Raw genomic sequence first — 14,605 nt, 5'->3', positions numbered from 1 at the left:
ATTTTCGCAAGCCGATGATGAATCGAAAGAAACATCTTCGGGTTGTGAGGTTAAGCGACTAAGCGTACACGGTGGATGCCCTGGCAGTCAGAGGCGATGAAGGACGTGCTAATCTGCGAAAAGCGCCGGCGAGGTGATATGAACCTTTGACCCGGCGATGTCCGAATGGGGAAACCCAGTGTGATTCGTCACACTATCGTTAACTGAATACATAGGTTAACGAGGCGAACCGGGGGAACTGAAACATCTAAGTACCCCGAGGAAAAGAAATCAACCGAGATTCCCCCAGTAGCGGCGAGCGAACGGGGAGCAGCCCGGAGTCTGAATCAGCTTGTGTGTTAGTGGAACGGTCTGGAAAGTCCGACGGTACAGGGTGATAGTCCCGTACACGAAAATGCACAGGTTGTGAACTCGAAGAGTAGGGCGGGACACGTGGTATCCTGTCTGAATATGGGGGGACCATCCTCCAAGGCTAAATACTCCTGACTGACCGATAGTGAACCAGTACCGTGAGGGAAAGGCGAAAAGAACCCCGGCGAGGGGAGTGAAAAAGAACCTGAAACCGTGTACGTACAAGCAGTGGGAGCCTACTTGTTAGGTGACTGCGTACCTTTTGTATAATGGGTCAGCGACTTATATTCTGTAGCAAGGTTAACCGAATAGGGGAGCCGAAGGGAAACCGAGTCTTAACTGGGCGTTAAGTTGCAGGGTATAGACCCGAAACCCGGTGATCTAGCCATGGGCAGGTTGAAGGTTGGGTAACACTAACTGGAGGACCGAACCGACTAATGTTGAAAAATTAGCGGATGACCTGTGGCTGGGGGTGAAAGGCCAATCAAACCGGGAGATAGCTGGTTCTCCCCGAAAGCTATTTAGGTAGCGCCTCGTGAACTCATCTTCGGGGGTAGAGCACTGTTTCGGCTAGGGGGCCATCCCGGCTTACCAACCCGATGCAAACTACGAATACCGAAGAATGTTATCACGGGAGACACACGGCGGGTGCTAACGTCCGTCGTGAAGAGGGAAACAACCCAGACCGCCAGCTAAGGTCCCAAAGTCATGGTTAAGTGGGAAACGATGTGGGAAGGCACAGACAGCCAGGATGTTGGCTTAGAAGCAGCCATCATTTAAAGAAAGCGTAATAGCTCACTGGTCGAGTCGGCCTGCGCGGAAGATGTAACGGGGCTAAACCATGCACCGAAGCTGCGGCAGCGACACTATGTGTTGTTGGGTAGGGGAGCGTTCTGTAAGCCGTTGAAGGTGGCCTGTGAGGGTTGCTGGAGGTATCAGAAGTGCGAATGCTGACATAAGTAACGATAAAGCGGGTGAAAAGCCCGCTCGCCGGAAGACCAAGGGTTCCTGTCCAACGTTAATCGGGGCAGGGTGAGTCGACCCCTAAGGCGAGGCCGAAAGGCGTAGTCGATGGGAAACAGGTTAATATTCCTGTACTTGGTGTTACTGCGAAGGGGGGACGGAGAAGGCTATGTTAGCCGGGCGACGGTTGTCCCGGTTTAAGCATGTAGGCGGAGGTTCCAGGTAAATCCGGTACCTTATTAACGCTGAGGTGTGATGACGAGGCACTACGGTGCTGAAGTAACAAATGCCCTGCTTCCAGGAAAAGCCTCTAAGCATCAGGTAACACGAAATCGTACCCCAAACCGACACAGGTGGTCAGGTAGAGAATACCAAGGCGCTTGAGAGAACTCGGGTGAAGGAACTAGGCAAAATGGTGCCGTAACTTCGGGAGAAGGCACGCTGATATGTAGGTGAAGCCCCTGCGGGTGGAGCTGAAATCAGTCGAAGATACCAGCTGGCTGCAACTGTTTATTAAAAACACAGCACTGTGCAAACACGAAAGTGGACGTATACGGTGTGACGCCTGCCCGGTGCCGGAAGGTTAATTGATGGGGTTAGCGGCAACGCGAAGCTCTTGATCGAAGCCCCGGTAAACGGCGGCCGTAACTATAACGGTCCTAAGGTAGCGAAATTCCTTGTCGGGTAAGTTCCGACCTGCACGAATGGCGTAATGATGGCCAGGCTGTCTCCACCCGAGACTCAGTGAAATTGAACTCGCTGTGAAGATGCAGTGTACCCGCGGCAAGACGGAAAGACCCCGTGAACCTTTACTATAGCTTGACACTGAACACTGGTCCTTGATGTGTAGGATAGGTGGGAGGCTTTGAAGCGTGGACGCCAGTCTGCGTGGAGCCGACCTTGAAATACCACCCTTTAATGGCTGGTGTTCTAACGTAGACCCGTGATCCGGGTTGCGGACAGTGTCTGGTGGGTAGTTTGACTGGGGCGGTCTCCTCCCAAAGAGTAACGGAGGAGCACGAAGGTTAGCTAATCCTGGTCGGACATCAGGAGGTTAGTGCAATGGCATAAGCTAGCTTGACTGCGAGAGTGACGGCTCGAGCAGGTGCGAAAGCAGGTCATAGTGATCCGGTGGTTCTGAATGGAAGGGCCATCGCTCAACGGATAAAAGGTACTCCGGGGATAACAGGCTGATACCGCCCAAGAGTTCATATCGACGGCGGTGTTTGGCACCTCGATGTCGGCTCATCACATCCTGGGGCTGAAGTAGGTCCCAAGGGTATGGCTGTTCGCCATTTAAAGTGGTACGCGAGCTGGGTTTAGAACGTCGTGAGACAGTTCGGTCCCTATCTGCCGTGGGCGCTGGAGAATTGAGGGGGCTGCTCCTAGTACGAGAGGACCGGAGTGGACGCATCACTGGTGTTCGGGTTGTCATGCCAATGGCACTGCCCGGTAGCTAAATGCGGAAGAGATAAGTGCTGAAAGCATCTAAGCACGAAACTTGCCCCGAGATGAGTTCTCCCTGAGACTTTAAGTCTCCTGAAGGAACGTTGAAGACGACGACGTTGATAGGTCGGGTGTGTAAGCGCAGCGATGCGTTGAGCTAACCGATACTAATGAACCGTGAGGCTTAACCTTACAACGCCGAAGCTGTTTTGGCGTGAGAGAGACGATTTTCAGCCTGATACAGATAACAGAATTTGCCTGGCGGCTTTAGCGCGGTGGTCCCACCTGACCCCATGCCGAACTCAGAAGTGAAACGCCGTAGCGCCGATGGTAGTGTGGGGTCTCCCCATGTGAGAGTAGGGAACTGCCAGGCATCAATCAAGAGGAACCCCGTACCGTAAGGTGCGGGGTTTTTTGCTTTGGACTTTATTCCTCTCCTTGAAACTTTCCCGTAGGCCGATAAGGCAAAGCCGCCATCCGGCAAAGCAGATTGCACGATCTCACCGGCAAGAGAAGCAAGAATATAAAAGAAGGGATTTATAAACGCAGAAAAGCAAAAACCCAGCCTATGGCTGGGTTCTTTAAATAGTGGTGCCCGGACTCGGAATCGAACCAAGGACACGGGGATTTTCAATCCCCTGCTCTACCGACTGAGCTATCCGGGCAACGGAGCGCATTAAACCGCAATCACGCCTTATCGTCAACATTATTTCGGGGAAAGCTGTTCAATTGCTTAACTTTACGGCAATCTGGCGATTTACGCGCCGAAAAGACCAAATTTCGCTGATTCGCTTACGTCAACGCCCCGCCCATACGACACTGAGCAAAGCGAAGAATATCTTCCGCCAGGCGGTGCGCCGTATCCACATCGGCCTGGCTACGATTCACCAGCATGCGGCTCAGACAACCCTCCAGTACCAGCTCCATCTGCTTAGCGACCATTGCCGGGTCATCCACTTCAAGCGTTGTCAGTAGCTCGTGAGTGAAGTCATGCGCCGCACGCTTTTGCTGATCCGCCAGCTGATGTATTGGATGCCCGGGATCGGGATAAAATGTACAGGCGGCAATAAACAGGCAGCCCGGATAACGATTGTTACTGACACATTCAGTCAGGGCGGTGTAGCGAGCCAACAGCTTTTGCTCAGCCGTCAGTTCTTCATTAAGCATCAGCTGTCTGCGCCAGATATCCACCTGCTGGCTAAGGTAGCGCAGCGCATCATAAAGCAGGGCCTCTTTATCCGGCCAGAAACGCGTTAACTCATCCAGAGGGTAATCGATACGGTCGGCTACCATCTCAAGCGTGGTGCTGGCGATCCCTTGAATCTCAAGTAATTGCAGGGCTTGTCCCAGTACGTCTTCACGTTGCACGGTTATCTCCTCCGCTATTCCCAACGGTATGTCCCGTCTAAAGTGTTGTTTACGGTTGGCGATTGCGCAAATGCGCGCTGAATGCCGTTGAATCCATAAACCCGGTTACACGCTGTTCTGGCTGCTCTTCCCCTTGTTCATTGAAGAATAAAATGGTTGGCAGCCCGAGTACGTTAAGGTGCTTAAGCAGAGTCTTATCCTGCTCATTGTTGGCCGTGACGTTTGCCTGAAGCAACACCGTCTCTTTCAGGGCGCTTTGTACCTGAGGATCGCTAAAGGTGTATTTTTCAAACTCTTTGCAGGCAACACACCAGTCAGCATAGAGATCGAGCATCACCGGTTTACCTTTTGCCTGAGCCAGGGCGCTATTGAGCTCATCGACATTGTTAATGCGGGTGAAGTCCAGATGCGCCTGCGTCTGACCCACCGGCGTGCCAAATGCCCAGTCCTGCAGCGGACGCACGCTGACCAGTGCAGCCGCCAGCAGCAGGATTTGCACAAGGCGCATCCATGGCTTTTTCGCCCCCAGGCTGACGATAAATGCCCAGGAGAAGAATGCGACGCCAAGCATCGCCCACAGACGCCTTCCCCACTCGTCTCCGATGATGCGCTCCAGCAGGAACACCGGTAGCGCCAGAATGACAAAACCAAACGCGGTTTTCACCGTCTCCATCCACGGTCCGCTTTTCGGCAGCAGACGATTACCAAAGACCGTCACAAAAATGAGCGGCAGACCCATCCCCAGCGCATAAAGATACAGCGTTCCGCCACCGAGCCACATATTGCCGCTCTGGGCGATGTACAGCAGGATGGCGCTGAGCGGCGCAGTGGTGCAGGGTGAACAGATTAGCCCGGCAATTGCACCCATTGCGAACACGCCGCCTGCAGATCCTCCCTGCTGACGATTACTCATCAGCGTTAAGCGGGTTTGCAGCGAAGAGGGCAGTTGCAGAGTGAACAGGCCAAACATCGACAGCGCCAAAAGAATAAAGACAACTGACAGACCAATAAGCACGTAAGGATGCTGAAGCGCTGCCTGGAATTGCAATCCAGCGGCGGCGACCACGAGGCCGAGCGCCGTGTAGGTTAATGCCATGCCCTGGACATAAATAAAAGCCAGCAGCAGCGCCCGGGCGGTGGAAAGCCGTTGCTTACCGCCTAGCACAATCCCGGAGATCAGCGGGTACATGGGCAGTACACACGGCGTAAAGGCAATGCCAATACCAATCAGTAGCGCCCAAAATGCTGAGAAGGGAAGATCTGAAGTGGCTTCGCCTTCTCCCTTCACCCTGGCCCTCTCCCCAGAGGGAAGAGGGGAGGCAGCGGCTTTAACTTCAGTAAGCGGAACGACCTTCGTTTCAGGAGGATAGCAGAAGCCCGCGTCGGCACAGCCCTGATACGTCACGGTCAGCGTGGCGCCTTTATCCGCCTGATTCACCGTGACGGGTACGTTTAAGCGCTGACGATAGATTTCACTCTTACCGTAGAACTCGTCCTCGTGCCACTCGCCCGCGGGCATCTGCAATGCGCCGACGTTAGCCTTTGCGGACGTGATGCTGACCTGTTTGCGGTAAAGGTAGTAACCCTCTTTCACCTGCCAGGTCAGATTGAGATCGTGCTGGTTCTGCTGAAAATCGAAAACAAACGCCTGGTCGGCAGGAATAAAGTTTGAACGGCCGGGTGCGTCAAACAACCCGGCAAATACTGATGTGCTGCACAGCAGCAGGATCAGCGTAAGGAAGCGTTGAGCCATGTGAGATAGTCGTTATCGCCATGGAGCACTGGCAGCACCAGCAGCTCTGGAGTTTGGTAAGGATGATGAGACTTGAGGCAGTCGAGGAGCGCCTGCTGGTTCGCCCGGTTGGTTTTAAGCAACATCTGGACTTCGTACTCCTGCTCCAGTTTGCCTTCCCAGTAATAAAGGGAGGTTGCGCCGGGGAGGAGCGTTACGCAGGCTGCCCATTTTTCGGCCAGCACTTTGGCGGCGAGATCCTGGGCAGAGGCTTCATCAGGGGCGGTACACAGTACGACAACGGCATCAGGCGTGTTCACAAGTCGACCTCCTCATCACGAAAGTCTTCACTATATCACGCAAGACGATTGGTCATTAATGAATCGGGCCGCAGTGCGGCCCGATTTTAACTATTTTTACAACGGCTGAAGGTTTACAGCACAATGCCACCGATGATAAAGCCGAGGATGACGCAAAGCGTAATTGCTACCACGCCCGGGATCAGAAACGCGTGGTTAAACACGTATTTACCGATACGGGTAGAGCCAGTGTCATCCATTTCAACCGCTGCCAGCAGGGTTGGGTAGGTTGGCAGAACGAACAGTGCGGAAACGGCTGCGAAAGAGGCAATCGCCGTCAGCGGCGTTACGCCTAACATGAGTGCCGCAGGCATCAGCGCTTTGGTGGTTGCTGCCTGGGAGTAAAGCAGGGTCGCAGCAAAGAACAGCACGACCGCCAGCAGCCACGGGTAGTTGTGCAGCAGGTCGCCGGCTACGGTCTGGATATCGCTGATATGCGCCTTCACGAAAGTATCGCCGAGCCATGCCACACCCAGTACACACACGCAGGCACTCATACCGGATTTAAAGGTACTGGCGTTCAGCACTTCGCTGGTGTCGATTTTACAGGTGATGCTAATCAGCGTCGCGATAGTCAGCATGAACACCACAATCGCTTCGTTACGCGGCAGAACCGGGTTCTGAATCAGCCCCACGGTGTCACTGATGGCGGTTGCGTAGAACATCACTGCGACGATACCAATCAGGAACAGCAGTACGGAGCGCTTTGCGTGCGGCTTCAGTTCGAAGACCTGGCTACCGCGCAGTCTCACTTCACCTTTTGCCAGACGCTCCTGGTAAACCGGATCGTCTTTCAGTTCGGCACCGAGGAAGTTACACAGCACGGCAGTAATCATGACCGCAATCAGCGTCACCGGAATACAGATCGCCAGCAGCGTCAGGTAGCTCACGCCCATCGGCTCCAGGATACCGGCGAAGAAGACCACGGCGGCAGAGATCGGCGAGGCGGTGATGGCAATCTGAGACGCAACGACGGCAATAGAGAGGGGACGAGACGGGCGAATCCCCTGTTCTTTTGCCACTTCGGTAATCACCGGCAGCGTGGAGAACGCCGTGTGGCCAGTTCCCGCGAGAATGGTCATAAACCAGGTGACCAGCGGGGCAAGGAAGGTAATGTATTTAGGATGGCGGCGCAGCATACGCTCCGCCAGACTCACCAGGTAGTCCATACCGCCTGCCACCTGCATAGCGGCGATAGCGGCAATAACTGCCATGATGATTTCGATAACGTCAAAGGGGATTGCGCCGGGTTTAATCTGAAAGATAAGGGTAAGAACGAGCACCCCGAGACCGCCGGCAAAACCGATGCCGATACCCCCGAGTCTTGCTCCCAAATAAATCGCCAACAAGACGATGACGAGTTCTGCTCCAAACATAAGGACCTGCCTTGCTTATTAACAAGTTGATATTGAATTGTTGTATTTTGGTAACGCCTAAAAAGAAAAAAGGCACGTCACAAGTGACGTGCCTTTAAAAGCCTAGCCTGAACGGTTACTGTTCGCTTTCATCGGTATATCGTTTCGCTTTATATGCCGGGTGCATCAGGTTCTGGGCGGAGAAGATATCGTCCAGCTCAGCCTCGGTCAACAGTCCGCGCTCCAGCACCACTTCACGCACGCTCTTACCGGTTTCGGCACAAATCTTACCGACGATGTCACCGTTATGGTGACCGATGAACGGGTTGAGGTAGGTGACGATCCCGATAGAGTTGTAAACGTAGCCTTCACACACTTCTTTATTTGCGGTAATGCCGTTAATGCATTTTTCCAGCAGGTTGTAGCAGGCGTTAGTCAGGATGTGGATAGATTCGAACATCGCCTGGCCAATCACAGGCTCCATTACGTTCAGCTGCAGCTGACCGGCCTCGGAGGCCATCGTCACGGTAGTGTCGTTACCGATGACTTTGAAGCAAACCTGGTTCACCACTTCTGGCACGACCGGGTTCACCTTAGCTGGCATGATGGACGAACCCGCCTGCAGTTCTGGCAGGTTGATTTCGTTGAGGCCAGCGCGCGGGCCGGAAGAGAGCAGGCGCAGGTCATTACAGATTTTGGACAGTTTCACCGCCAGACGTTTTAGTGCGCTGTGTACCATCACGTACGCGCCGCAGTCGGAGGTGGCTTCAATCAGGTCTTCCGCAGGCACGACTGGCAGGTTGGACACTTCAGCCAGCTTCTGAACCGCCAGCTGCTGATAGCCATCCGGGGTGTTCAGACGCGTACCGATGGCGGTTGCGCCCAGGTTCACTTCCAGCAGCAGCTCAGAGGTGCGCAGCAGGTTTTTGGTCTCTTCATTCAGCAGCACGTTAAATGCGTGGAATTCCTGGCCCAGCGTCATTGGCACTGCGTCCTGTAACTGGGTACGACCCATTTTCAGGATATCCTGGAACTCAACCGCTTTACGCTGGAAGCCATCGCCCAGTTGGTTGATGGCGTCCACCAGTTTCACCACGGAGGCATACACCGCGATACGGAAGCCGGTTGGGTAGGCGTCGTTGGTGGACTGGCATTTGTTAACGTGGTCGTTCGGGTTCAGGTACTGGTATTCACCTTTCTGATGACCCATCAGCTCCAGGCCGATGTTTGCCAGTACTTCGTTGGTATTCATGTTGACGGAGGTACCCGCGCCGCCCTGATAGACGTCAACCGGGAACTGGTCCATGCATTTGCCGTTGTTCAGCACTTCATCGCAGGCAGCGATAATCGCATTTGCCGCGCTTTTAGGAATGGTTTGCAGCTCTTTGTTAGCCAGCGCTGCGGCTTTCTTCACCATCACCATGCCACGGACAAACTCAGGGATGTCGCTGATTTTGCTGTTGCTGATGTAGAAGTTTTCAATCGCTCTCAGAGTGTGAACACCATAGTAGGCATCCGCTGGAACTTCCCTGGTACCCAACAAGTCTTCTTCGATACGAATGTTGTTTAACATGTGAACCTTCTTTTCAAGCTGCCGATGGATTGTACTAAACACACAGTATATATGTGGTTTTGAATATTTTCTGACCGACGATTATTCCCTCAATCAGCCAGATGCTCGAGATCATATGCTGATGATAGCGAATTGCCGTAAGCTGGATCACTTATTATCGAGCCGATTCCATGATAATTATTAATCTGTGAAATGTGTCACCGCTTTAATATTTCCAGAAAAAATATCCGTGCAAACCGATTGAATTTTCGCTAACTGCCACCATTTCATACAAACGCGCGTCGCGAACACATTCAGACAGGGGCCTGACGGCACCTGCCCTACAGGAGATGCCAGTGCGCTGGATACCATTTATTGCTTTCTTTCTCTATGTTTACATTGAGATTTCCATTTTTATCCAGGTTGCCCATGTACTGGGCGTCCTGCTGACGCTGGTTCTGGTGATTTTCACCTCCGTCATCGGCATGTCGCTGGTGCGTAACCAGGGTTTCAAAAATTTCCTGATAATGCAGCAGAAGATGGCTGCAGGCGAAAGCCCGGCAGAAGAGATGATCAAAAGCGTGTCGCTGATTATCGCGGGTCTGCTGCTTATTCTGCCTGGCTTCTTTACCGACTTCCTCGGCCTTTTGCTGCTTCTGCCGCCAGTGCAAAAACACCTGACCATGAAGCTGCTGCCGCATCTGCGTTTTAGCCGTATGCCGGGTGGTGGCTTCAGTACGGGCCCGGGCGATACGTTTGAAGGGGAGTATCAGCGTAAGGATGAACAGCACGACCGTTTAGACCACAAAGACGATCGGTGATTTTTATGCCCGGTGGCGCATCGCTCACCGGGCCTGAGGATTTTGCCGCTTCGGTAAAAACAGCCACAGCCCTGCCAGCATGACGATGGCATACACACTCTTCCATCCCACCATTGCCAGCAACAGCAGGCAAAGCACACCCCCGACGACCGCCAGTGCTTTATAACGGCCTTCCAGCAGACGACAGCCCGCCAGCATGCACAGCAGATAGATCATAATGAAAATGCCGTTGGCGTAGACGATCAGGGCATCCAGATTGATTTTCAGTACGTAAATACCCAGCGTACTCAACACGCAGCAGCCCAGCACGGTATTCAGTGCATTCACCGGAAGTTGACGTTTGGACAACTGCGCAAGACGGCTTTCAGGATTATAAAGCGCCTGCGACCACACCAGACGGGCAAAGCTCTGGATATAAATATTCAGGCTGGCAAAACAGGCGAGATAGCCAATCATACATGCGACCCACAGCGCTTTTACGCCAAACAGGTGTACCACTATGCCCGGCAGTGACGCGGCAGCCGCTTTATCCGCACCGAATGCGTTGAAGTGCAATACCAGCACGGTGCAGGCCCAGTAAACTGTTCCTGCCAGCAGCAGGCCAATCATCAGCGCGCGCGGAAAATCGCGCTCAGGCTGCTTAAATTCAGAGGCCAGATGGGCGAACGCTTCGAGACCCACAAAACACCAGAACATAACGGCAAGGGCTGCGAAAAGCTGTGAATGGTCAATGTTTGTCGCTGCCGGGAAGGGAATGTCCTTAATTGTGATATTGCCCGCCCACCAGACAGCCGCAACGAGCGCAACAATCAGTACCGCAACCAGCGTCTGCAGGTTTGCACTTGAGCTGGCGCCGCGTGAGCCCACCCACCAGACGATGGCCAGCGTACCCAGTTCAGCCAGCAGGAGCTGCTCGTTATGCCAGCCAAACAGCGCCTGTCCAAAGCCGGTTGCAATATGCAATGCCGCAGGAAGACCCACCGGGATCACCGAGAGAAACAGCCAGCCGGTAACACGCTTCAGTCGCGGGCCAAACGCCAGCCCGACAAAGTGCGCCACACCGCCTGCGTCAGGGAAGTGCCGCCCGAGGATGGCAAACACAATGGCTATCGGAAACACCAGCACAATCAGCACCGGCCACGCCCACAGGCTGTTATTGCCTGCTACCAGCGCCGCCAGTGCGGGTACGGCAAATACGCCCGTACCTAACAAGGAGGTTGAGAGCAGGCCAACGCCCTGCGCCAGTCCCAACTCCTGTTTAAGTCCACTCATTGACATCGTCCTGCCAATACCAAAAGAGAGGGGATGGTAACACTTTCGCAAAATTTTTTTTCAACTCCCCCTTGAAGGGGGAAAAAGCTATCCCCATCTCTCAGGGCACTAGTCGGAAAACCGCATGCGGGCCGGCGTCATCCATAACTGATAATGACTTTCTCAAAGGAGAGCTATCAATGAGTATTCGTCCGTTACATGATCGTGTGATCGTCAAACGTAAAGAAGTTGAAACCAAGTCTGCTGGCGGCATCGTTCTGACCGGTTCTGCTGCAGCCAAATCAACGCGTGGCGAAATCATCGCTGTCGGTAAGGGCCGCATCCTAGAAAACGGAACTGTGCAGCCGCTGGACGTTAAAGTTGGTGACATCGTAATTTTCAACGATGGCTACGGCGTGAAATCCGAGAAGATCGACAATGAAGAAGTGTTGATCATGTCCGAGAGCGACATTCTGGCAATTGTTGAAGCGTAATTTACGCACGAGAATTTGAGGAAATAAGAACATGGCAGCTAAAGACGTAAAATTCGGTAACGACGCTCGTGTAAAAATGCTCCGCGGCGTAAACGTACTGGCCGATGCAGTTAAAGTGACCCTGGGCCCGAAAGGCCGTAACGTAGTGCTGGATAAATCCTTCGGCGCGCCAACCATCACCAAAGATGGTGTTTCTGTAGCACGTGAAATCGAACTGGAAGACAAGTTCGAAAACATGGGTGCTCAGATGGTGAAAGAAGTTGCCTCTAAAGCGAACGATGCTGCAGGTGACGGTACCACCACCGCGACCGTACTGGCGCAGGCTATCATCACTGAAGGTCTGAAAGCCGTTGCTGCGGGCATGAACCCAATGGATCTGAAACGTGGTATCGACAAAGCTGTCGCTTCCGCTGTTGAAGAGCTGAAAGCGCTGTCCGTACCGTGCTCTGACTCCAAAGCCATTGCTCAGGTAGGTACCATCTCCGCTAACTCCGACGAAACCGTAGGTAAACTGATCGCTGAAGCGATGGACAAAGTCGGTAAAGAAGGCGTTATCACCGTTGAAGACGGTACCGGTCTGGAAGACGAACTGGACGTGGTTGAAGGTATGCAGTTCGACCGCGGCTACCTGTCCCCATACTTCATCAACAAGCCAGAGACTGGCGCTGTTGAGCTGGAAAGCCCGTTCATCCTGCTGGCTGACAAGAAAATCTCCAACATCCGCGAAATGCTGCCAGTGCTGGAAGCCGTTGCGAAAGCAGGCAAACCGCTGGTTATCATCGCTGAAGACGTTGAAGGCGAAGCGCTGGCGACCCTGGTGGTTAACACCATGCGTGGCATCGTGAAAGTGGCTGCGGTTAAAGCACCTGGCTTCGGCGATCGTCGTAAAGCGATGCTGCAGGATATCGCTACCCTGACTGGCGGTACCGTTATCTCTGAAGAGATCGGTATGGAGCTGGAAAAAGCGACCCTGGAAGACCTGGGCCAGGCAAAACGCGTTGTGATCAACAAAGACACCACCACCATCATCGACGGTGTGGGTGAAGAAGCCGCTATTCAGGGCCGTGTTGGTCAGATCCGTAAGCAGATCGAAGAAGCAACCTCTGATTACGACCGTGAAAAACTGCAGGAGCGCGTAGCGAAACTGGCAGGCGGTGTCGCCGTTATCAAAGTCGGTGCTGCGACCGAAGTTGAAATGAAAGAGAAAAAAGCGCGCGTTGACGATGCCCTGCACGCGACCCGTGCTGCGGTAGAAGAAGGCGTGGTTGCTGGTGGTGGCGTTGCGCTGGTGCGTGTTGCCGCTAAACTGGCTGGCCTGACTGCACAGAACGAAGACCAGAACGTGGGTATCAAAGTTGCGCTGCGCGCAATGGAAGCGCCTCTGCGTCAGATCGTTTCTAACGCCGGTGAAGAGCCATCTGTGGTTGCGAACAACGTGAAAGCGGGCGAAGGTAACTACGGTTACAACGCGGCAACTGAAGAATACGGCAACATGATCGACTTCGGTATTCTGGACCCAACTAAAGTTACCCGTTCTGCTCTGCAGTATGCGGCATCTGTAGCTGGCCTGATGATCACTACCGAGTGCATGGTTACTGATATGCCTAAAGGCGACGCGCCTGACTTAGGTGCTGCTGGTATGGGCGGCATGGGTGGTATGGGCGGCATGATGTAATCATGTTGTTCTGAACCTCTCAGAACGAACCCCGGGCAGCGATGCCCGGGGTTTTTTATTGCCTGTCCAGCTGCTACTCAAAGGTGCCTTTCACGCACACAACACCTTCGCGCACCATCTGGCGGCCTTTCGCCCAGACCTCGTGGATTTTTAGATCGTCCGTCAACACCAGGAAATCGGCATCGCATCCGGGCGCGATCCGTCCTTTATGCTCCAGCCCGAGAAACTCCGCCACATTACGCGTAAATGGCAGAAGCGCCTCCTCCAGCGGCAGGTGATAGCGGCTGACCAACTGCTGTAGGGTTTCCGGAAGGGATTCGAATCCTGCCACGCCAATGCCTACCAGGTTGCCATTTGCGTCAAAATTCGGCTGGCTACCGTTACCGTCCGAGCTGAGCGTGAGACGGTTAAACGGCACCTGCGCTTCGCGGGCTGTCGCAATGGCGGTGGCGGCATCAATGGGTTCGCTGATGCTGGTGGTGATATCGATATAACCCCCTTCGCGAGCATAGTTTAGCGCGGCGAGGAAAAGCGCCTCGCCGCGGTTAACGTGGGTTGGCAGCAGCTTCGTGCGGGGAACGTCGGCGTTATTCAGAATGTTAAGGAGCGGCTCCAGCAGCTTCGGGCTGTTGCCGAGGTGAAAAACGGAGATACCCGCTTTGGCACCCAATAGCCCGCCGACGCGTGACTGGGCGGCCATGCTGGCGAGCCGATCGTCCGCTGGCGCGGAAGAGCGATGATCGGAAATCGCGCATTTCACACCAATGATTTTGTCGATCAGCGCCACATCTTTTTCAATACTGCCGGTAATCGTCGGAGAAGGCAGTCCGTACGCGCCCGTCAGCATCCACGCGCTGATCCCTTCATGCTCAAGCGCTCGTGTTTTTGCCAGCAGTGATTCAGGGTGTCGGGTGACGCCGTCGGTGCCCAGCAGGCCAACCACGGAGGTGATACCTGCTGCTACCAGCGCAGACAGCCGCACCTCCGGCGTGCGGGTGTGGGGCCCCGCTTCACCGCCGCCACCGATGAGATGCACGTGCTGATCGATAAATCCCGGGCAAATCACCGCTCCGGCGAGATCGGTTTCAGGACACGCCATCCGCGTTGTTGCATGCCCCGCTTTTTCGCACGCAACAATTTTTCCCCCAGCGATCAGCAGATCGCAATGTCCCCGATCCTCCGGGGCGTAGAGATGTGCGTTGCGGAAAAGATGGGGTTCCAGCACTGAAAAATCCATT

At 54.1% G+C, this 14,605-nt stretch carries 10 protein-coding genes, 1 tRNA gene and 2 rRNA genes; 5 read left to right on the top strand and 8 right to left on the bottom strand.

Going from position 1 to position 14,605, the window contains the following annotated elements; translation table 11 throughout:
* Positions 1-48: 48 nt before the first annotated feature.
* Together A4308_RS01000 and rrf are read left to right on the top strand one after the other, a co-directional pair.
* Positions 49-2,952, top strand: a 23S ribosomal RNA gene (locus A4308_RS01000).
* A gap of 65 nt (positions 2,953-3,017) precedes the next feature.
* Positions 3,018-3,133, top strand: a 5S ribosomal RNA gene (rrf, locus tag A4308_RS00995).
* Positions 3,134-3,349: 216 nt separating this feature from the next.
* On the opposite strand, the gene A4308_RS00990 is transcribed toward rrf, so the two are convergent.
* The 6 genes from A4308_RS00990 to aspA all read right to left on the bottom strand — a co-directional run bounded on the left by A4308_RS00990 (position 3,350) and on the right by aspA (position 9,147).
* Positions 3,350-3,425 (bottom strand) — tRNA-Phe (locus A4308_RS00990).
* A gap of 127 nt (positions 3,426-3,552) precedes the next feature.
* Entirely contained in the window at positions 3,553-4,128 is a 576-nt protein-coding gene (locus A4308_RS00985; RefSeq protein WP_014882195.1) for a transcriptional regulator, read from the bottom strand.
* Between the two features lie 49 nt (positions 4,129-4,177).
* Entirely contained in the window at positions 4,178-5,881 is a 1,704-nt protein-coding gene (locus A4308_RS00980) for a protein-disulfide reductase DsbD (protein WP_045282252.1), read from the bottom strand.
* Complete coding sequence (gene cutA, locus A4308_RS00975; protein WP_014882197.1) at positions 5,857-6,180, bottom strand: divalent cation tolerance protein CutA; 324 nt, start codon at positions 6,178-6,180, stop codon at positions 5,857-5,859. Before cutA ends, A4308_RS00980 begins: the two co-directional genes overlap by 25 nt.
* Before the next feature lie 113 nt (positions 6,181-6,293).
* A complete protein-coding gene (locus tag A4308_RS00970) occupies positions 6,294-7,595 on the bottom strand; it encodes an anaerobic C4-dicarboxylate transporter (protein ID WP_023331834.1) in 1,302 nt (433 codons plus the stop codon).
* A 115-nt stretch (positions 7,596-7,710) separates the two neighbouring features.
* On the bottom strand, positions 7,711-9,147 hold the full coding sequence (gene aspA / locus A4308_RS00965; RefSeq protein WP_003855923.1) for an aspartate ammonia-lyase: 1,437 nt from the start codon (positions 9,145-9,147) through the stop codon (positions 7,711-7,713).
* Positions 9,148-9,482: 335 nt separating this feature from the next.
* On the opposite strand from aspA, the gene A4308_RS00960 reads away from it, so the two are divergent.
* Positions 9,483-9,947, top strand: a complete 465-nt coding sequence (locus A4308_RS00960) for an FxsA family protein (RefSeq protein ID WP_014882199.1) — start codon at positions 9,483-9,485, stop codon at positions 9,945-9,947.
* A 24-nt stretch (positions 9,948-9,971) separates the two neighbouring features.
* Here A4308_RS00960 and yjeH read toward each other — a convergent pair whose 3' ends face one another.
* Entirely contained in the window at positions 9,972-11,219 is a 1,248-nt protein-coding gene (gene yjeH / locus A4308_RS00955) for an L-methionine/branched-chain amino acid transporter (RefSeq protein WP_023331835.1), read from the bottom strand.
* A gap of 179 nt (positions 11,220-11,398) precedes the next feature.
* Between yjeH and A4308_RS00950 the strand changes: the two genes are divergently transcribed.
* Together A4308_RS00950 and groL are read left to right on the top strand one after the other, a co-directional pair.
* Entirely contained in the window at positions 11,399-11,692 is a 294-nt protein-coding gene (locus A4308_RS00950; RefSeq protein WP_003855929.1) for a co-chaperone GroES, read from the top strand.
* A gap of 31 nt (positions 11,693-11,723) precedes the next feature.
* Complete coding sequence (gene groL, locus A4308_RS00945) at positions 11,724-13,367, top strand: chaperonin GroEL (RefSeq protein WP_014882201.1); 1,644 nt, start codon at positions 11,724-11,726, stop codon at positions 13,365-13,367.
* Between the two features lie 73 nt (positions 13,368-13,440).
* On the opposite strand, the gene iadA is transcribed toward groL, so the two are convergent.
* Positions 13,441-14,604 carry a beta-aspartyl-peptidase gene (iadA, locus tag A4308_RS00940; protein ID WP_045134436.1) on the bottom strand — a complete coding sequence of 388 codons (1,164 nt, stop codon included), beginning with the start codon at positions 14,602-14,604 and terminating at the stop codon, positions 13,441-13,443.
* Position 14,605: the final 1 nt, after the last annotated feature.

This window comes from Enterobacter sp. ODB01, from assembly GCF_001623605.1.
Taxonomy (GTDB): Bacteria; Pseudomonadota; Gammaproteobacteria; order Enterobacterales; family Enterobacteriaceae; genus Enterobacter; species Enterobacter kobei.
The sequence above is the reverse complement of the archived record's forward strand: the minus strand, read 5'-3'. Positions and strand labels throughout refer to the sequence as shown.